General features: G+C 39.0%; 16 protein-coding genes. 10 read left to right on the top strand and 6 right to left on the bottom strand.

Annotation, left to right across the window (positions count from 1 at the left end; translation table 11 throughout):
• Nucleotides 1–619: 619 nt before the first annotated feature.
• From speA to AACV01_RS09740, 4 genes are all read left to right on the top strand, one after another.
• A complete protein-coding gene (speA, locus tag AACV01_RS09755; protein ID WP_046334668.1) occupies nt 620–2,527 on the top strand; it encodes a biosynthetic arginine decarboxylase in 1,908 nt (635 codons plus the stop codon).
• A gap of 98 nt (nt 2,528–2,625) precedes the next feature.
• Nucleotides 2,626–3,546, top strand: a complete 921-nt coding sequence (speB, locus tag AACV01_RS09750) for an agmatinase (protein ID WP_004248574.1) — start codon at nt 2,626–2,628, stop codon at nt 3,544–3,546.
• 331 nt (nt 3,547–3,877) lie between these two features.
• Complete coding sequence (locus tag AACV01_RS09745; protein ID WP_004244145.1) at nt 3,878–4,657, top strand: acetoin reductase; 780 nt, start codon at nt 3,878–3,880, stop codon at nt 4,655–4,657.
• Between the two features lie 179 nt (nt 4,658–4,836).
• Nucleotides 4,837–5,181, top strand: a complete 345-nt coding sequence (locus tag AACV01_RS09740) for a helix-turn-helix domain-containing transcriptional regulator (RefSeq protein WP_020946032.1) — start codon at nt 4,837–4,839, stop codon at nt 5,179–5,181.
• A gap of 78 nt (nt 5,182–5,259) precedes the next feature.
• Here AACV01_RS09740 and mutH read toward each other — a convergent pair whose 3' ends face one another.
• From mutH to leuA, 6 genes are all read right to left on the bottom strand, one after another.
• Nucleotides 5,260–5,937 carry a DNA mismatch repair endonuclease MutH gene (gene mutH, locus AACV01_RS09735; protein ID WP_049197532.1) on the bottom strand — a complete coding sequence of 226 codons (678 nt, stop codon included), beginning with the start codon at nt 5,935–5,937 and terminating at the stop codon, nt 5,260–5,262.
• A 602-nt stretch (nt 5,938–6,539) separates the two neighbouring features.
• Nucleotides 6,540–8,219 carry an HTH-type transcriptional regulator SgrR gene (sgrR, locus tag AACV01_RS09730; protein WP_161682783.1) on the bottom strand — a complete coding sequence of 560 codons (1,680 nt, stop codon included), beginning with the start codon at nt 8,217–8,219 and terminating at the stop codon, nt 6,540–6,542.
• Between the two features lie 281 nt (nt 8,220–8,500).
• On the bottom strand, nt 8,501–9,103 hold the full coding sequence (leuD, locus tag AACV01_RS09725; RefSeq protein ID WP_012368238.1) for a 3-isopropylmalate dehydratase small subunit: 603 nt from the start codon (nt 9,101–9,103) through the stop codon (nt 8,501–8,503).
• 11 nt (nt 9,104–9,114) lie between these two features.
• On the bottom strand, nt 9,115–10,524 hold the full coding sequence (gene leuC / locus AACV01_RS09720; RefSeq protein ID WP_004244139.1) for a 3-isopropylmalate dehydratase large subunit: 1,410 nt from the start codon (nt 10,522–10,524) through the stop codon (nt 9,115–9,117).
• A gap of 1 nt (nt 10,525) precedes the next feature.
• Nucleotides 10,526–11,617: a 3-isopropylmalate dehydrogenase gene (leuB, locus tag AACV01_RS09715; RefSeq protein WP_004244138.1), complete on the bottom strand. Its 1,092-nt coding sequence runs from the start codon at nt 11,615–11,617 to the stop codon at nt 10,526–10,528.
• 5 nt (nt 11,618–11,622) lie between these two features.
• Nucleotides 11,623–13,182 carry a 2-isopropylmalate synthase gene (gene leuA / locus AACV01_RS09710; RefSeq protein WP_004244137.1) on the bottom strand — a complete coding sequence of 520 codons (1,560 nt, stop codon included), beginning with the start codon at nt 13,180–13,182 and terminating at the stop codon, nt 11,623–11,625.
• A gap of 882 nt (nt 13,183–14,064) precedes the next feature.
• On the opposite strand from leuA, the gene leuO reads away from it, so the two are divergent.
• The 6 genes from leuO to ftsL all read left to right on the top strand — a co-directional run bounded on the left by leuO (nt 14,065) and on the right by ftsL (nt 20,991).
• Nucleotides 14,065–15,009: a transcriptional regulator LeuO gene (gene leuO / locus AACV01_RS09705; protein ID WP_004244135.1), complete on the top strand. Its 945-nt coding sequence runs from the start codon at nt 14,065–14,067 to the stop codon at nt 15,007–15,009.
• A gap of 529 nt (nt 15,010–15,538) precedes the next feature.
• A complete protein-coding gene (locus AACV01_RS09700) occupies nt 15,539–17,347 on the top strand; it encodes an AMP-dependent synthetase/ligase (protein WP_017627927.1) in 1,809 nt (602 codons plus the stop codon).
• A gap of 221 nt (nt 17,348–17,568) precedes the next feature.
• Complete coding sequence (cra, locus tag AACV01_RS09695) at nt 17,569–18,576, top strand: catabolite repressor/activator (RefSeq protein ID WP_004244128.1); 1,008 nt, start codon at nt 17,569–17,571, stop codon at nt 18,574–18,576.
• Between the two features lie 687 nt (nt 18,577–19,263).
• Complete coding sequence (gene mraZ, locus AACV01_RS09690; protein WP_004248567.1) at nt 19,264–19,722, top strand: division/cell wall cluster transcriptional repressor MraZ; 459 nt, start codon at nt 19,264–19,266, stop codon at nt 19,720–19,722.
• Nucleotides 19,723–19,725: 3 nt separating this feature from the next.
• Nucleotides 19,726–20,673, top strand: coding sequence for a 16S rRNA (cytosine(1402)-N(4))-methyltransferase RsmH (rsmH, locus tag AACV01_RS09685; protein ID WP_004244125.1), 948 nt, complete (start codon nt 19,726–19,728; stop codon nt 20,671–20,673).
• Nucleotides 20,674–20,991, top strand: a complete 318-nt coding sequence (gene ftsL, locus AACV01_RS09680; protein WP_004244124.1) for a cell division protein FtsL — start codon at nt 20,674–20,676, stop codon at nt 20,989–20,991. It abuts the gene before it with no gap.
• Nucleotides 20,992–21,002: the final 11 nt, after the last annotated feature.

Below are 21,002 nucleotides of genomic sequence, written 5' to 3'. Positions count from 1 at the left end.
TTTTCTCTTTAATTCCAGCTTTTTTTAATCAAATATAGGGATAAACTCGCATCCAATAGTTGATATCATTTTTTGTGTGACACAATTTTTCAAGTGAGCAAAAAGAAAAATAATAAAAAAAAGCGATTTATCTATTTTGTTTTTGCATTTTGATTCAACTACAGGTATAACCTCGCCGTTACTGTGAAAACTGAATCACAGTGTAAACCGCAGGATTGCTGATCCTGTTTCTCTGTTAGGGAAATGGCTTATAAGGTTAAGCCATGTGTGGAGTGAATGGGTAATGATCCATTGTCTACTGGTTATTCTTTTCAAAAACCAAAACAGTACTCGCCAATACTATACCCGTAGTATGTCTAGAGTGATTTCCTCTTTGAGCTCTTTTTCTTTAGAGCGAAGTTGTCTGTTACTTGCCAATAGGTGATTGTGTTAACTATTAGTCGGTTAACTTCATCGCTTTCTACTACTATATCCTGCGTTAGGCTGGATAATCATACAAAAATATATAGTGAGTCATTACTTCTAACTGTTATTTATCGGTCATTTCAGCTAGCCATGAAATTATTGACTACTATAGTGACAGGCAAGGTATAAACTCATACTCCCTAAGGAGAATGTCATGAATGATAACATCGCTCGTAAGATGCAACAGACTTATAACATCACATATTGGGGGGGAGGATACTACTGCGCGAATAATCGCGGCAATATTAGTGTTTGCCCAAATCCTGATGTGCCTGAAGCAACGCTGGATTTAACAGAATTAGTTAAGCAAGTACAAGAAGAGCATTCACATTTACGCCTTCCTGCGCTGTTTTGTTTTCCACAAATTTTACAGCACCGTTTGCGCTCAATTAATGCCGCTTTTCATCGTGCACGTGAGTCTTATGGCTACAAAGGGGATTACTTTTTAGTTTATCCAATTAAAGTCAATCAACAGCGTCGTGTGATTGAATCGCTGATTAATGCTGGAGAGCCATTAGGATTAGAAGCTGGCTCTAAAGCTGAATTAATGGCAGTGCTTGCTCATGCCAATATGACCAGTTCGGTGATTGTTTGTAATGGTTACAAAGATCGCGAATATATTCGTTTAGCCCTTACAGGGGAAAAGCTCGGTCATAAAGTGTTCTTGGTCATTGAAAAAATGTCTGAGATAAAAATGGTACTTGAAGAAGCCGAACGTTTAGAAGTGATCCCCCGCTTAGGGGTTCGTGCTCGCCTTGCTTCTCAAGGCTCAGGTAAATGGCAAGCCAGTGGGGGTGAAAAATCTAAATTCGGCCTAGCTGCAACACAAGTACTACAACTGATTGATACGCTACGCCAAGCTGGTCGTTTAGATAGTTTGCAGTTATTGCATTTTCACCTTGGATCACAGATGGCTAATATCCGTGATATTGCGACAGGTGTGCGTGAATCAGCCCGTTTTTATGTTGAGTTACATAAATTAGGGGTCAATATTCAGTATTTTGATGTTGGTGGTGGCTTGGGCGTTGATTATGAAGGTACGCGCTCACAATCTGATTGCTCTGTTAACTATGGCCTTAATGAATACGCTAATAACGTGATTTGGGCGATTGGTGATGCTTGTGATGAAAATGAATTACCTCATCCAACCGTTATTACAGAATCAGGTCGAGCATTAACTGCGCATCATACGGTGCTTATTTCCAATGTTATTGGTGTTGAACGTAACGAATTTACTGCAATCACGCCGCCGGACGAAGATGCACCAAGACCTATCGCAAGCCTTTGGGAAACATGGGAAGAGATGCAAACCAAAGGGAATAGCCGTTCATTGCGTGAATGGCTGCATGATAGCCAATTAGATTTACATGATGTCCATACTCAATATGTACACGGTATGTTAAGTCTGACAGAGCGTGCATGGGCGGAAGAGTTATATCTGAATATCTGTCGTCATATTCAATATGATTTAGATCCAAGTAATCGAGCCCATCGCCCGATTATTGATGAACTGCAAGAGCGTATGTCAGATAAGTTCTATGTCAACTTTTCACTGTTCCAGTCATTGCCTGATGCTTGGGGAATTGATCAATTATTCCCTGTATTGCCAATTGAAGGTTTAGATAAACCGCTCGATCGCCGTGCTGTATTGCTAGATATCACTTGTGATTCAGATGGTATTATCGATCATTATGTCGATGGTGATGGGGTCGAAACCACGATGCCAATGCCAGCTTATGATCCTGAATATCCACCAATGATTGGCTTTTTTATGGTGGGCGCGTATCAGGAAATCCTTGGTAATATGCATAACTTATTTGGTGATACAGCTGCTGTTGATGTTTATCTTGATGAGAAAGGCAATCTTACTTATCAGTTGAGTGAAGAGGGTGATACCGTTGCGGATATGCTTCAATATGTAAAACTTAATCCAGCGGTATTGTTGGAGCGCTTCCGTACTCAAGTGAAAAATGCACAGTTAGATAAAGCACTCCAAGAGCAGTTCCTAACTGAATTTGAAAGTGGCTTATACGGTTATACCTATCTGGAAGAAGAGGAGTAATGCTTACTTCCTAATGCAGAGTGGTGTTGATACATCACTCTTTATCTATCATATTGATTTATATGTTGCTTGTTAAAATAAGTAACAGAGGTAATGGCATGAAAAATTGTACGTTAGGTAATGAGACTGATAATTCTTTGATCTCAAATGCATTTGGTTTTTTACGTTTTCCACTGAATTTTCAACCTTATAGCAGTGATGCTGATTGGGTGATCACTGGGGTGCCTTTTGATATGGCAACTTCAGGTCGTGCAGGTACTCGCCATGGACCCGGCGCTATTCGCCAGATTTCGACTAACTTAGCGTGGGAAGGACATCGCTGGCCTTGGCACTTCGATATGCGTGAACGCCTCAAAGTTGTTGATTGTGGTGATTTAGTATTTAACTTCGGTGATGCGCAAGATATGAGTGATAAGCTACAAGCTCATACGGAAAAATTGCTAGCAGCAGGTAAAAGATGTTTAACCTTTGGTGGTGATCACTTTGTGACATTACCGCTATTACGTGCTCACGCTAAACACTTTGGCAAAATGGCTTTGGTGCATTTTGATGCTCATACCGATACTTATGCTAATGGCAGTAAGTTTGATCACGGTACGATGTTCTATCATGCTCCTAATGAAGGTTTGATTGATCCACAGCATTCAGTGCAAATTGGTATTCGTACCGAGCATGACACTAATAACGGCTTTACTGTCTTGGATGCTGCACAAGTTAATGATCGTGGCGTTGATGATTTAGTCGCGCAAATTAAAGAGATTGTGGGTTCACTTCCTGTTTATTTGACTTTTGATATTGATTGCCTTGATCCCGCATTTGCACCGGGTACAGGAACACCGGTTGTGGGTGGATTAACCACGGATAAGGCGCTGAAAATGCTGCGTGCTCTACAGCCGTTAAATATTGTAGGCATGGATTTAGTTGAAGTATCGCCAGCGTATGATCAATCAGATATTACTGCCCTTGCCGGAGCAACCATTGCACTTGATATGCTATATCTGCAAGCGGCTAAAAAATAATTACTTTTTTTTGTCATAAATAATGTCAAGGCAATATCTATTTAGATATTGCCTTATTTTTATCCATTAAATGAATGAGTTAAGCATTTTTTGCTAACTATAAAGTTAATGAGTAAAAAAGATCATCTGCTCTTTTGCAACAGATGATGGCCTTTTGGTAACTTGTTATTCTAAATGATAATTATTTTCACTATATTCTATTCTACTTATTATGTTTATTAGTGAATGATCATTTCTTTGTCACATCGCACTTTAATTGCTACTGTTAAATTATTAATAAAGTTCTTTTTTGGAAGAGCTTTTTCATCTGTAAATATTCAGGAGAAAGACAATGGCTTTGAATGGTAAAGTAATTTTAGTTACAGGTGCTGCTCAGGGAATTGGTCGTGGTATCGCATTACGTCTTGCTAAAGAGGGTGCCGATATTGCTCTGGTTGACTTAAAAGCAGATAAATTATCCGATGTAGCAAAAGAAATTGAAGCTTTAGGGCGTAAAGTAACGACCTTTGCTGCAGATATTAGCAACCGTGATGAAGTCTTTGCGGCTGTTGAACATGCTGAAAAAACCTTAGGCGGTTTTGATGTTATGATCAATAACGCAGGTATTGCACAGGTGAAACCTCTTGCAGATGTGACCCCGGAAGATATGGATCGGATCTTCAAAATTAACGTTAATGGTGTGATGTGGGGTATTCAGGCCGCTTCTGAGAAATTTAAAGCATTAGGCCATAAAGGGAAGATTATTAATGCATCTTCTATTGCTGGGCACGATGGTTTTGCCATGTTAGGGGTTTATTCTGCCACTAAATTTGCAGTACGTGCATTAACACAAGCGGCAGCTAAAGAGTATGCAAGCGCAGGCATCACTGTTAATGCTTATTGCCCGGGCATTGTCGGCACCGATATGTGGGTTGAGATTGACGAGCGTTTCGCTGAAATTACTGGAGCACCAAAAGGTGAGACCTATAAAAAATATGTGGACGGTATTGCTCTAGGTCGTGCTCAAACTCCTGATGACGTAGCTGCGTTAGTTTCCTTCTTGGCAAGTGATGATTCCGACTATATAACGGGTCAAGCTATCTTAACAGATGGCGGTATTGTCTATCGTTAATTATTGATTAATTAATCATAATTATTATTTGTGCCCCGAGTTATTCACTAAGATAACTCGGGGCATTTTTTATGATGTGTGTACGAAAAATATTTCCTCTTTGATTTTTGTCTGTTATAAGTTACATTTTTAGTGTGATTTATAAGCAACAATTAGGACTTTGGCAATAAGGAAAGCAAATGCCATATAAAATAGATATAGTAAAAAGAAAAACTGTTCCTGCATATCTTGACCATGATTTAGAGATGATAAATGAACTACGAGAAGATCCTGATTATGCTGAGGTGTATTTGCAAACGGCGTTAGAAGGTATTTATGAGCCTGGGGGAATAGGTGCATTTTTAATTGCATTACGGCAAATTATTGAGGCTCATGGTGGAGTGGGCGTGATTGCGAAAAAATCAGGATTATCTCGACAACATATTTATCGAGCATTATCTGAAAATGGTAATCCAACACTGACAACATTGACAGAAATCACCAGAGCAGTAGGCGTTCGATTAGCATCAACTCACTGTGTTTAATAATTTACCAGCAAAAAATACGATGTGCCTCGAGTTATTCACTAAGATAACTCGGGGCATTTTGTTTACTGTAACGCATTAAAGTTGGAAATAACGAGCAATCAGTGGCGCTGTAAAGTTCTTTTTTAAATAAAAACCACGGGGAAGTGTCATGATGCGTTGTCCATTTTCACCAATGGCTTCGGTTAATGCCTTACTGTTAGCAGCCTTAGGGCGAATTTGTAATACTTGTCCGTGACGCGCAGTAATGCTTTCTACTTTTCCTAAGACAATCATATCCATTAACTCTTCCCAATCGTGACGCAGTAGCTCTTCTTCAAGATGATTGGGGCTCCAAAGTAGCGGGGAAGCGACTCTACGCTGTGCTAATGGGATCTCCCGTTCTCCCTCTACAGGTACCCATAATACTTTTGACAGCTTGCGTTTTACATGGCTATTCTCCCATGTGATCCCACTGTTTCCTGTAAGTGCGGCTACACAAACAAAGGTGGTTTCTAATGGCATACCAAAACGGTCGATAGGGATGGTTTTTAGCTCAACACCGATATGAGAAAAATCTTGTTCAGGTTTACTGCCGGCACTGGCACCTAAATAGTATTCCAATAGCATACCAACCCAACCTTTATCACGCTTTAAATTTTCAGGAATAGAAAGCTGTGCAAAAGCAGCGAGTTCACCGAAGGTATAACCAGCCAGCGCTTGTGCTCGTGCGAGTAAAACGGATTCATTTTCAGGTGCTGCTGGTGGCGTAAACATAAATAACTGTCTTCCTGTACAATAAATAAACAGAAAAAAAGGATGATGGAAAATGTTTTTTCACTGATTTAAGTTAAAACATAATAGCATGATATATCATCATTTTTTTATGTGAATCGAGGTTTTAATAATAAATGATATAAGTTGTTCAGGGTTATCCTTAGATCATAAACAGGCTTTTGCACTAGGTTATCCACAGCTTTGTGGGATAACTCCGCAAAAGTGAGATCACTGTTCTGATTTACAGCCTTGACTTTTGCCGATATTCCCCAAAATCTGCCTATTTCGATTAACTAATCGGCACAACCTGTGGATAAAACCGACTATGATTGTTTTTCGTACAATTTAACCATTGGACTTTATTCATTGGTTTATCCAATCGTTGAAATAGGGATAAAAGCTTATCTACTAATTTGAATTATAAGTGATATTTTAAAAAATGTTTCAACAGCCTGTACGCTAATATAAAAACTATACCCTGATTATCTCACTCTTTTTCACATAGATATCCACAGAAAAAGTGAATAAATCCCCTAGGCCTTACTGTTGGTGTTTATAACTTTGCAGGTTTCTGTGAATTAACATAATTATAAGTGAAAACGTTATTTGAATGGGGGCGTTTCTAAATCAGGTATAAACCATGCCGATTTAAAATCAAACCAACCAAAGGTATTCATTTTTACACCGCGTATCGTACGTTGCCCTTGTAATTCAAGTAAATGGTGAAATAACGGGAAAAGCCAATTATTTTGTGTTAATTGGCGACACCACTCTTCAAGCGGTAATACTTTTTGACGCCATAAGGCTAGGGCATCTTCATAACGTTTACCCATGCACTGGTGAAATAGAGGCAGTTCATAAAGTGCTGCAAAAATAGAAAACTCGAGCGGTTTATAGAAATTGACGGTAGCTAACCAGATATCACTCTTTGCATCACCATAATACCACTGTTCATAATCAAGCACTTGAATAGATAATTCGATATCATAGTCAGATAAGATTTTTTTGATCAGTTCAGCAATAGTGCTGTATTCGTGGTGCTCTTTATACAGTGTAATGGTCAGTTTTGTGAGCGAAGCGGGTTTAGCATGCGGTGGGATCAGTTTGCTATGGTGCCAGTGTAACAATAAACCATAAGCAGGTGACCAATGGCGTTGATAAGAGGGCGCACAATGGGCCAACATATTCACCGGTGTTAATACACTACTAAGCCATTCGCGGATCTCAGGTTGTTGGCATTGTGTTGAGCGACTATCGTAAAGTAAAAAATAACAGCCTTCCTCTTTGCGGCTTTCCAGTGAGTTGTTATGAGTATCATCATCGGTTAAATGAAGGGTAGAGCAAACCATTTTGTCTTTTAATTCAGGAACCACCCAAATATCGATGTTATCTAATAGTGCGCGTAAACCAAAATAGCGATCAAACGCTTTGATTTGCAGTTTATGTTGATCATTGCTCATCACTTGGTATGCCCCTGTGCCAATGGGGTGCTGAGAAAAATTAGCGAGAGTTCGCCATTCTTGGGGTAAGATCGCTGCTTGTGGACTACCTAATAGGGTGGCAAATTGTTTATCCGGTACGGTTAAATAAATATCAATAACATAAGGTTGCGGTGAGGTTATTTTCTCAATATGTGCATAAAGTGGATTGCAGACTTTCATTCTCATTAAAGAGGTGCTGATATCCTCTATGGTTAATTCTCGTCCATGGTGAAAATAGATAGCAGGGCGTAAATAAAAGCGCCAATGTTGCTCGCTGATCATCTGCCAGTGATGGGCTAATTCCGCTTCGACTTCCCCATTTTCCTCTTTTAAGTGAAGTAATGAATTAAATATTTGGCTCATTAAATGTAATTCAGAGCGCCGAAGCGGCGTACCGGGTAATAAATTACGAAAAGGGCGATAGTAAATTATTCGTAGACGTTGTTGGCTAGGGTGAAAGCTTTTTTCAATCTGTGAAAGCACCATTTGCCGTAACGAGTCTTTATCGCCCATCAGTGCAACGAGCTTTTCTATATCATTTTCTTCCAGTAATCGCTCTGCTCGGCTTTGTTGGATGTCAAAGGCGTTAGAATGAAAAGTCAGGGTGGATTTTTTTCCTCTTCCTACTTCTGCTTGCCAATCTATCCAACCAGTTTGATGCATTTTGTTTAGTAACGAACGCACATGGCGACGAGTGCAATGTAATGTTTCAGCAAGCTCTTGTAATGTGGTTTCAGTCTCTTTTCCCTCAAAAGCTTGCCATAAGCGAATAAATTGCAACTCTAAGCGGGGTGATGTCATAAAAGAGGAAATCCCTTATTAAAGTGATCAATTTTAATTTCCTTATATTAGACCGATAATGTTTGTGTTTAAAGTTAGCTCCTATGTTAGTTATCACAAATTATGAATACTAACAGACTCCCCCTTTGAGCATGCGGTGATTACCGGCCAGTGATAATAGTTCACTGGCTTTTTTGTTCGTTTTATTGAAAAAAAATGCCGCGAGGTAAATAGCGGCGAGAATGACAAAGTTTAAATTTTTACAGATAACAAACAGTGAAATAAGGTAATTGAGTCAGTGATTAACGCATAAAAGCAGGTTGTTTAGCTTCATAAGCACTTATCTCTGCTTGGTGTTGTAACGTTAATCCGATACTGTCTAATCCTTCAATCATGCAATGACGGCGAAATGCATCGATTTCAAATGAGAAGCATAATTCACCGGCGATCACTTGTTGGGCAACTAAATCAACGGTAATAGGCGTACCAGCATGCTCTGTTACCCAATTAAATAACTGGGTAACTTGCTCATCACTTAATTTGATTGGCAATAACTGGTTATTAAAGGAATTGCCGTAAAAAATATCAGCAAAACTCGGCGCGATCACCGCATGAAAGCCATAATCTGTGAGCGCCCAAGGCGCATGTTCGCGAGAAGATCCACAACCAAAATTCTCGCGCGCCAATAAAATAGAAGCATCTTGATAGATGGGCTGATTTAAAATAAATGATGGGTTAGGCTGGGTGCCTTCATCATCTAAAAATCGCCAATCATGAAATAAGTGTTTACCAAATCCTGTGCGAGTGACTTTTTGTAAAAATTGTTTGGGAATAATCGCATCAGTATCCACGTTGGCAGCATCTAAAGGTACTGGAATTCCAGTGTGTTGTGTGAATTTATTCATTAGGCTCTCCGTTATGATACTGTTGCAAAAGTGCGAATATCAGCAAAATGTCCATGAATGGCGGCGGCAGCGGCCATTGCCGGACTGACTAAATGAGTTCTGCCACCACGACCTTGGCGACCTTCAAAATTACGATTGCTGGTCGATGCGCAACGCTCTCCGGGATTTAATCGGTCATTGTTCATTGCCAAGCACATTGAGCAGCCGGGTAAACGCCATTCAAAACCTGCTTCAATAAAAATTTTATCTAAACCTTCTGCTTCTGCTTGGGCTTTAACAGGGCCTGAGCCGGGAACAACAATTGCCTGTACATGGGAGGCGACTTTATGCCCTTTAGCTATCTTTGCTGCTGCGCGTAAATCTTCAATACGAGAGTTAGTGCAAGAGCCTATAAAAACTTTATCTATTGTAATATCAGTTAAGTTAACACCTTCAGTTAATCCCATATAAGCTAAGGCTTTTTCGGCGCTAGCTCGTTCAACAGGATCGTTAAAACTGTTCAATCGCGGAACAATTTGGTCAATAGCAATCACTTGTCCCGGATTCGTCCCCCAAGTCACTTGTGGTGCAATCTCTGCGGCATTAATCGTCACAGTAGCATCAAAAATAGCATCTTCGTCCGACTTTAACGTTTTCCAATAGGCGACAGCTTCATCCCACAATGGGGCTTGAGGGGCAAATTGACGTCCTTTTAAGTAAGCAAATGTAGTCTCATCAGGAGCAACTAAGCCTGCTTTTGCCCCCATCTCTATCGCCATATTGCATAACGTCATTCGCCCTTCCATACTCAAAGCTTCAATAGCTTCTCCCGTAAATTCAATGATATACCCCGTACCTCCCGCACTACCTAATTTTCCGATAATCGCCAATACGATATCTTTTGCCGTGATGCCATTGGCTGTTTTGCCTTGTACTTCGATTTTTAAGGTTTTAGCACGTGATTGTTTTAAGGTTTGTGTTGCTAATACGTGCTCAACCTCAGAAGTGCCAATACCGAAAGCTAATGCGCCAAAGGCACCATGTGTTGCTGTATGTGAGTCGCCACAAACAATTGTCATGCCTGGTAAAGTTAAGCCTTGTTCAGGCCCCATAACATGAACAATTCCTTGATATGGGTGATTCAAGTCATACAAGGTCACACCAAATTCTTGACAGTTTTTCATTAACTCTTGCATTTGAATACGCGCCATATCACCACAGGCGTTGATATCTTTGGTTTGAGTTGAAACGTTGTGATCCATTGTGGCAAAGGTTTTGTTGGGTTGACGAACAGCACGACCTTTGGTTCTTAAACCATCAAAAGCTTGAGGTGAAGTCACTTCATGCACTAAATGTCTATCGATATATATAATAGGTGTTTCATTCGCTACTTCTCTGACAACATGTGCATCGTAAATTTTTTGATATAATGTTTTACCCATGTTATGCCCCTTCTTGAATAAACTGAGCGATATGATCACCCATTTCTGCGGTTGTTATTGCGTTTCCTTCTCCCGCTAAATCTGCGGTGCGATAGCCTGTTGCTAGTACTCTTGTAATTGCTTCTTCAATGGCTTGGGCTGCTTTATCTTCATTAAAGCTATAACGCAGTAATAGGGCGGTTGATAAAATTTGTGCTATTGGATTGGCGATATTTTTACCGGCAATATCTGGTGCGGAGCCACCTGCGGGTTCATATAAACCAAAATGTGCTTCATTTACGCTTGCAGAGGGCAACATGCCCATTGAACCGGTGATCATGGCGCATTCGTCTGATAAAATATCGCCAAAGATATTGGAGCACAGCAATACATCAAATTGCGCTGGATCTTTAATTAATTGCATTGTCGCATTATCGATATACATATGTTGCAAGGTCACATCAGGGTATTGCTTAGCGACCTCAGTGACGACTTCACGCCATAAAATAGAGCTTTGTAAAACGTTGGCTTTATCAATCGACGTGACTTTATAACGACGTTTTTGCGCTGATTTGAAAGCAAAATGAGCAATACGTTCGATTTCATAGCGATGGTAAACCTCGGTATCAAAAGCACGCTCTTCGCGACCTTCACCATCACGGCCTTTAGGTTGACCGAAATAGATCCCCCCAGTTAATTCACGGACACATAAAATATCAAAACCGCGTTGCGCAATATCAGCACGCAATGGACAATAAGCTTCTAAACCTTTATATAAACGAGCTGGGCGCAGATTGCAGAATAATTTAAAGTGTTTACGTAAAGGTAATAATGCGCCACGTTCCGGTTGTTGATCTGCCGGTAAATGCTCCCATTTAGGCCCCCCCACAGAGCCGAATAAAATCGCATCAGCTTGCTCACATCCAGCTAAGGTGGTTGCCGGTAATGGTGTGCCATGATTATCGATAGCAATACCACCAATATCGTACTCTTTGGTCGTGATATTCAGTGAAAATCGTTTATTTACCGCATCGATCACTTTTTGTGCTTGCGCCATAACTTCAGGGCCAATGCCATCTCCGGGCAATACTGCAATATGATAATGTTTAGACATAATGATTAAACCGCTTCTTGTGTTGTATGGTGTTTGCGTTTTTCTATTTCGACTTGCTCTGAACGCCAAATACTGTTGATAACATGCATCATGGCGTTGGCGGATGAACCGACGATATCAGTTTCTAATCCCATGCCATGAAATTTACGTCCTTGGTATTCAACTACGATATCAACTTGTCCTAATGCATCTCGTCCTTCACCTTTGGCTGTTAATTGATAAGTCACCAGTTTTAAGGGATAACCTGTAGCACGAGAAATAGCTTGATAGACAGCATCAACGGGACCATTTCCTGTTGCTGCTTCAGTGATTTCTTCATTTTTACGACTAATGCTGACACTGGCCGTGGCAACTGTTGAGGAGCCGGATTGAGTATTAAAATAGTTCATTACAAACTCATCAGGCTCTTGTTGCTGTTGCCCCATAAAAGCCAATGCTTCTAAGTCATAGTCAAAAACTTGGCCTTTTTTATCAGCTAAACGTAAGAAAGCGGCATATAAAGAATCTAAGTTATAATCTGTTTCGCGATAGCCCATCTCTTCCATACGGTGTTTTACCGCAGCTCGACCAGAGCGAGACGTTAAGTTCAATTGCACCTCTTTTAAACCAATTGATTCAGGTGTCATAATTTCGTAAGTTTCACGATTTTTCAGTACGCCATCTTGGTGAATACCAGAGGAGTGCGCAAAGGCATTCGAGCCAACGATGGATTTATTGGCATGAATAGGGGTATTACATAATTGACTGACTAACTGGCTGGTACGGTAGATCTCTTTGTGATTAATACGCGTTTGTACATTCATCATTTGTTCACGTACTTTTATCGCCATAATCACTTCTTCTAAAGCGCAGTTACCGGCTCGTTCACCTAAGCCGTTGATAGTCCCTTCAACTTGTCTTGCACCTGCTTGTACTGCGGTAATAGAGTTTGCAACAGCCATACCTAAATCATCATGGCAATGAACGGAGATCACCGCTTTATCAATATTAGGTACACGTTCAAATAAATTAGTGATAATGCCACCGAATTGATAAGGCGTGGTATAACCTACGGTGTCTGGAATATTAATGGTTGTTGCGCCCGCGTTGATGGCACTTTCCACAATGCGACATAAATTATCAATATGGGTACGCCCCGCATCTTCGCAAGAAAACTCAACATCATCAGTATAGCGTCGGGCGCGTTTAATTGAGCGTGTTCCCATTTCAATAATGTCATCAAAGGATTTTTTTAACTTATGTTCAGCATGCAAAGCGGAGGTGGCTAAAAAAACATGAATACGAAATGCCTCGGCAATGTTTAATGACTCTGCGGCAACGTCAATATCATTATCAACACAGCGAGCTAACGCACAAATGCGACTATTTTTAATTTCTCGAGCGATGGTTTGTACAGATTCAAAATCCCCAGGGGAAGAGACAGGAAAACCCGCTTCAATGATATCTACACCTAAACGTTCTAAGGCATAAGCAATTTGTAACTTCTCTTTTACGCTTAAGCTAGCTTGCAATGCTTGTTCGCCATCTCTTAATGTGGTGTCAAAAATAATCACATTGTTGCTCATAATCTGTTCCTTATACTTTTTTATTTCGTTTTTTGCGCTCTCCCAGGTATAAAAAAACCCGCGATTAGCGCGGGTTTTTCTCTAAGGGTAGGTATGTTTCATTTTTTACCCATCAGCCGACCGCGCATCAATGTTGCGAATAGTAGTAGGCTTGATAGTAAAATTGCGTTTAACATGAAACATCCTTACATTTGTTCTTAATAATGTTTATTTATTGATACCGGATACCAATCATTATGTCAAGCATTGGAATTTTTTAATTTGTTTTGATGTGTGAATTATATTTTATTCTTAGTAATTCTGACTAATATCTAAATTTTTAGTAATGATTATATCTATCAAACAATCATTGATTAGGTTAATGTTTCACATAATCGCTCTCGGGGAGTGAAATAAAAAATTAAACAATTGTTTGCTTTTTTTTTGAACAACTAACTATCAGGGGGATGAGCGGTTGTAGTTAACAACAATATCAATAAATTTGAGCAACATTTTGAATATAAGAATAAAAATTATTACCGTGGTGACTGTAATAGTTCTGAAAGTGTCCTGTAAGGTGATAGATTTTATTATTTTATTATGATTTTTATCATATTTTGTTTTATTATTTGCAAGGCATAAGGTAAAACAGGTTGTAATATATATCGGTATAATCATTTCATTAATATGTAATTTAAATGTCAATTTATTCTCTTTAATATAAAGATGAATTATTTTTTGGTGTTTGTGTTATACATTTTGTGATGTACATGGATGATGAATAATAAGTAGTAATATTTTTATAAAAGTTACAGTCATGGTTAGATATATAATTTATTAATATGCTTTTATATTATTAATAAGTTTTAATTCGCCAATTATAATAACATAGTGGAGTAAAAAATGACGGATTACACATCAGCAACAACGACCAATAAAGAGTCAGCAGATATGCATTTACGTAATGTTGATCTTAATTTATTAACGGTGTTTGATGCTGTTATGCAAATGCAAAATGTCACACGAGCAGCACAGGTGTTAGGTATGTCTCAACCGGCAGTCAGTAATGCAGTTTCTCGTCTTAAGATCATGTTTAATGACGAGTTATTTGTTCGGTATGGCCGAGGTATTCAACCAACATTAAGAGCCAAACAATTATTTGGCCCTGTTCGACAAGCATTACAATTAGTCCATAATGAATTGCCAGGGGCGGGATTTGAACCGGAACAAAGTGATCGTGTGTTTAGCTTATCTATTTGCAGTCCATTAGATATCAAGTTAGCGCCAAAAATTGTAGAGAGAATAAAAAATAAAACCCCTAATATTAATGTAAATATTAAGTCTTATTTGAATAGTAATATTGAACACCAATTAAAATATCAGGAAGTTGAGTTCTTTATTAATTATAAACAATTTGATAAACCAGAGTTTCATTCACACCCTTTATTCAATGATGAAGTGGTTTTGGCTGTCTCTAACCAACACCCACGAATTAAAGAAAGCGTTACTGAAGAGATGTTATTAAATGAGCATCATTCTATTGTTTCTTTAGAAGATGTGGGGTCTTTTAGTGCGGCTTATTATAAGAATACAGAGTTAGAAGATTTAATTACTTATGAAGGTACTGATTTAAATAGTGTATTAAATCTAGTCTCAAAAACTTATTCGGTCGCTATTGCGCCTAGATGGTTAGTTGAAAGCTATTCAGAACAATTGAACATTAAGGCGATATCATTACCTTGGGAGAAGGTAGAACGTCCATGCTATTTAATTTGGCATGAGTCAACGGCGCGAGATAAAGGCCATTTATGGATGAAAAATTTACTTAGTGAGGTTTGTCAAAACTAAGAGTGATTCACTCATAATTAGCACTCTATGCTAATTATGCAGAAATAGTGGCAGATAACGTTAGCTTACTGCTAATAACCAATAAAAGATATTCTTTAATAGTAAATAATAAAGATAAGTCTCTTGGGTAGCTGTCACTATTTTTGCCCTAATTGTTATCCTATCCCTATCAGTTGCAACTATTGTCATCTAATCGATTTTTTTCTTTATTTTCTCTGTCATTAATCTTGTAAATGAATAAATTTATCTAATTACTTTTTGATTTTATTATGTTTTTCTTGTTAATACTTTGTTTGTTCACAAAGTGTTCAGGCTCATTTTTACATTTTCATTAGTATGATGAAATTGACAAAACTTTTCATGACTCACAATTTTACAAATTTATGTAAAATTAGATTCCTTTATTTTTGCGGATCACTTAGACTTTCAGATAAGTCAGCGAACAGGTGTAAGCTGAAATTAGAAGATGACATTATTCTTTATTTCAACTTAATTATTCCTACGCTTTTCCATAAATAACAGGAAAATCATGATAAATAATAATAATCTATATGATTATCATATAATTAGAAGATTGCAGATGCAATTTTCATCTTCTGGGGAAAAAACGGCTTATCGTCAGTGGGAGGCTAAGTCTGAAATCGCCATGTCATGGGCGTCAGTAGCAAAGAAAACACGTGCACTCTCAAATGCATTACTCGATATGGGCGTGGCTGTTCAAGAAAATGTGGGGATTTTTTCCCAAAACAGCATTGATTGGTCTATTGCTGATATTGCTACTTTGCAGTTGCGTGCTGTCACAGTTCCTCTTTATGCAACAAGTAGTGTGGAACAAGCCGCTTATATCATCAATGATGCGGATATTCGTATTCTTTTTGTTGGTGACCAAAAGGAATATGACGTTGTTTCTGAGTTAGCGCTATTATGCCCGCAACTTAAACATATTATTGTGTTTAATTCTCAGGTCGTTTTAAATCCGACAATACCTTCTTATCATCTGACAAACTTAATCAGTGACTGTCAATCTCAATATGATTCTCTGCTACAACAACGTATTGATGAATGTTGTTTAGATGATTTGTTTACACTGATTTATACCTCGGGTACAACAGGTGAGCCTAAAGGTGTTATGCTTGATTACACCAATCTGGCTTCTCAACTTTATCTGCATGATCAGCGCCTTTCATTATCGGATAAAGATGTTTCATTATGCTTTTTACCGTTATCACATGTATTTGAACGGGCATGGAGCTTCTATGTTATGCATACTGGGGCTATTAATGTTTATCTCACAGATACCCATGCCGTAAGGGAAGCAATGGCTGCAGTAAAACCAACGGTTATGTGTGCTGTGCCACGCTTTTACGAAAAAGTATATAGCGCCATTCAAGAGAAAGTTTCTCAAGCACCTCGACTACGCCAATGGATGTTTAAATGGGCTCTTAAACAGGGTGAAAAACAACGTCAGGCACACTTAGCTGGACGTTCATTAGGTGTACTATCTCAATGGTGTTATCGCTTTGCGGATAAAAAAGTTCTTCAACCACTACGTCAAATTTTAGGTGGGCGAGTTCGTTTTTTACCTGCCGCAGGTGCTCGTTTAGATGATGCGGTGATCGGCTTTTTCTTAGCCGCGGGTATTAATATTAAATATGGTTATGGCATGACAGAGACTTGTGCCACGGTATCTTGTTGGGAAGAAAACCATTATAAACTAGGCTCTATTGGTACTCCGTTACCGGGGGTTGAGGTACGTATAGGCGAAGAAAACGAGATCCAAGTGCGTGGTAGTATCGTGATGAAAGGTTATTTTAATAAGCCTGAAGAGACGGTTGCCGCGTTTACTGAAGATGGTTGGTTACGTACCGGTGATGCGGGTGCATTAGATGAAGATGGGATGTTGTATATTACCGAACGTTTGAAAGATCTTATGAAAACCTCAAATGGAAAATATATTGCACCGCAAATGATTGAAGGTACATTAGGGCAAGATCGCTTTATTGAGCATATCGCTGTGATTGCAGATACCCGTAAATTTGTTTCTGCACTGATCGTGCCTTGCTTTGATGCATTAGAAGAACATGCTCGAGCATTAAATTTAAAATATCACGATCGGATAGAGTTATTACGCCATACTAAGATCAAAGAATTATTTGATGAACGCTTGCGTGAAATGCAACGTAATTTTGCTAGTTTCCATCAAGTTAAACGATTTACCCTATTAGCGGAAGGGTTTACGATGGAGTCTGGAGAATTGACACCTACCTTAAAATTAAGACGTAAAATAATTTCTGAACGCTATCGAAATGAAATTGAGCAGATGTATCAAGAGTCGTGATCACCAGACAAAAAAGCACCGTAAAGGTGCTTTTTTATTGCACTTTAGGTAAGTCATAGGCAGTAACAATGCAAGTAATTGGTAAAAGGTATAAACGGAAACGTTGACGCATACGGTTTTATCAGTAAATTGTGTTAAAATACAGATTCAGATCAGCATGATGACTGAAAACCATAGCAATAATGTAATAAATACCCTATTAATAATTAGAAGAGGCTAAAGTGAAACTGGATGAAATCGCCCGCTTGGCTGGTGTTTCACGAACAACAGCGAGTTATGTCATTAATGGTAAAGCTAAACAGTACCGTGTAAGTGACAAGACTGTTGAAAAAGTGATGGCGGTGGTCAGAGAGCACAATTACCACCCGAACGCTGTTGCCGCGGGATTACGTGCTGGTCGTACGCGTTCTATAGGTTTGGTTATTCCTGATTTGGAAAATACCAGTTATACCAGAATTGCCAATTATCTTGAACGACAAGCGCGTCAACGTGGTTATCAATTGCTGATTGCCTGCTCAGAAGATCAACCTGACAACGAAATTCGTTGTGTAGAACATCTACTACAACGCCAAGTTGATGCCATTATTGTATCAACGGCATTACCCCCAGAGCACCCATTTTATCAGCGTTGGGCTAATCGTTCGTTGCCTATCATTGCCTTAGATAGGGCGTTAGAGAGTGAACATTTTATTAGTGTCGTCGGTGATGATTTAGAAGACGCAAAAATGTTAGCGAGTGAGCTTAAAGCTTTTCCTTCTCAATCGGTTCTCTATCTAGGCGCATTGCCCGAACTATCAGTCAGTTTTTTACGTGAACAGGGCTTTCGTAGTGTGTGGCAAGATGATCCACGACAAGTGACTTATCTTTATGCGAATAGTTATGAACGAGAAGCGGCGGCAGAGGTATTTTCGGAATGGTTAAATAATAACCCGATGCCTGATGCACTCTTTACGACCTCCTTTGCGCTATTACAAGGTGTGATGGATGTAACGTTGCAAAGAAGTGGACGCTTACCTACGCAGTTAGTGATTGCTACATTTGGTGATCATGAATTATTAGATTTCCTCGAATGTCCAGTATTATCGGTGGCTCAGCGACATCGTGATATTGCACAACGTGTATTAGAGTTGGTTTTAGCAAGTCTTGAAGAAGAGCAAAAACCACAAGCCGGTATTACACGTATTCGACGTGATTTATGTCGCCGAGGTAGTTTAGGACGTACTCGTTAATTAGAGTTCACTTTCTGACTCAGCATTTTTTATAATGACTATCCCTGCTTTATTAAATTAAAGCAGGGATAGTTTATTTGGTTAAATAATGTCGGGTGACTTAAATAAAATAAAATTTGAGATTAATCTTAAACGTTTTTTTACAATTTATCGTGTTTTGTTTAATTCGCGGGTGAAATTTTGATATTTCTATAAGTGATATTACTTAAATAAAATAATTTATTTATTAACTTTGCAGAAAGAAAACTCGACAGTAAAAAATTATCTACATGATATCACATTATTTTTTCAGTAGATTAAGCCAGTTCTTTAATTTAAAGAGGGCTTTGTATTGTTATGTTGGTTAAAGGCAAATGAACGACAATAAATAGGCATTATCTCATTAAATAGGTCATTTTCTTTTTATGACTTCTTTATCTTATTTTTCCCTTTTTCATCTCTATAAATAATCACTATTTGAGAACAAATAAGAAAAATAAAAAATAACCGATAGGAATCATAGTGTTAATATTCTTCTTTTTTAGCCTGCTGATAATTTGTTCATTTCGATGAGATTATAAAATTACTGTAAATATCAATAAAGCGTCCTACAACTGGCTTGACAACGTTTTCATACGATCCGTAAACTCTATTTGTGGGGATTTGTGGGATAATGTGGTGTAAATTATAACGCTGAGGGAAATGAGGATGTTTCGTGGTGCAACACTCGTTAATCTCGACAGCAAAGGGCGAATAACAGTTCCTTCCCGTTATCGAACAACGCTGAACGAGGCTTCTGAAGGTCAAATGGTCTGTACCATTGATCTCAATCAGCCATGTTTATTGCTGTATACCCTTCCTGAATGGGAAAAAATTGAGTTAAAACTGGCGGCGCTTTCTTCCATGAACCCCGCCGAACGAAGAGTGCAGCGTTTATTACTTGGGCATGCCAGTGAATGCCAAATGGATAGCGCAGGACGTCTTTTGTTAGCTAGCACGCTAAGACAGCACGCGGGGCTAACCAAAGAGGTCATGTTAGTCGGTCAATTCAATAAATTTGAATTGTGGGATGAACAGGTCTGGTATCAACAGATCAAAGAAGACATTTTGGCAGAGCAAACCTCACAGGAACCGTTATCGACACGACTATTGGATTTATCACTTTAAATAATGACAACGAATAATTTTAGCCATACCAGTGTATTACTGGATGAAGCAGTAAACGGCCTGAATATTAAACCTTCAGGTATTTATATTGACGGTACTTTTGGCCGTGGTGGGCACTCTCGTCTGATTTTATCGCAATTAGGTGAACAAGGCCGTCTCATTGCGATTGATAGAGATCCACAAGCTATCGCAGTGGCAAATGAAATTGATGATCCACGATTCTCTATTATTCATGGGCCTTTTTCAAATATTGAACACTATATCAATGAGTTAGGTTTAAGTGGCAAAGTTGATGGCGTATTATTAGATTTAGGCGTTTCTTCACCGCAATTAGATGATCCTGAACGAGGATTCTCTTTTATGCGTGATGGGCCACTCGATATGCGTATGGACCCAACCACAGGACAATCAGCTGCACAGTGGTTAATGAATGCCGAAGAAGATGATATTACTTGGGTGCTAAAAACCTTCGGTGAAGAGCGTTTCGCGAAACGCATTGCCCGTGCCATTGTGGCGCGTAATAAAACTGAAGAGCCATTAACACGTACTAAACAGTTAGCGGATTTGATTAGTGAAGCAAGTCCAGTAAAAGAGCGACATAAGCACCCTGCAACACGTAGCTTTCAAGCGATCCGTATCTATATCAATAGCGAGTTAGATGAGATTGAAAAAGCATTAAAAGGCGCCGTGTCTATTTTAGCGCCAGCAGGGCGTTTATCGGTGATTAGTTTCCACTCTTTAGAAGACCGATTAGTTAAACGCTTTATAAGAGATGAAAGTAAAGGGCCTGTTGTTCCAGCGGGGATCCCATTAACAGAAGAACAAATTAAAGCACTAGGAAGTGCTCGCCTGAGTAGCATTCATAAAATGAAACCTACCGGTGTTGAAGTTGAGGAGAATCCACGAGCGCGAAGTTCTGTTTTACGTGTCGCACAGCGTATTGAGGAATAAATGTCTACTGAACGCCATTCATTACCGGGAGTGATAGGACAAGATTTACTGCGTCACGGCAAATTGCCACTTATTCTTTTTTTCGCCGTTATTATCTCAGCGATCTATGTGGTAACGACAGCACATAAAACACGCTTACTGACAGCAGAAAAAGAGCGCTTAGTGTTAGAAAAAAATGTATTGGATATTGAATGGCGCAACTTGATCCTTGAGGAAAATGCATTGGCGGACCATAGCCGAGTTGAACGTTTTGCAAGTGAACAGTTAGGCATGGTTCATGTTGATCCAACTAAAGAGAATATTGTGGTTACTAAATAATTAAGGCAAGT

The organism is Proteus sp. G2609, from assembly GCF_963896135.1.
In the GTDB taxonomy this organism is placed as follows: Bacteria; Pseudomonadota; Gammaproteobacteria; order Enterobacterales; family Enterobacteriaceae; genus Proteus; species Proteus mirabilis.
The sequence above is the reverse complement of the archived record's forward strand: the minus strand, read 5'-3'. Positions and strand labels throughout refer to the sequence as shown.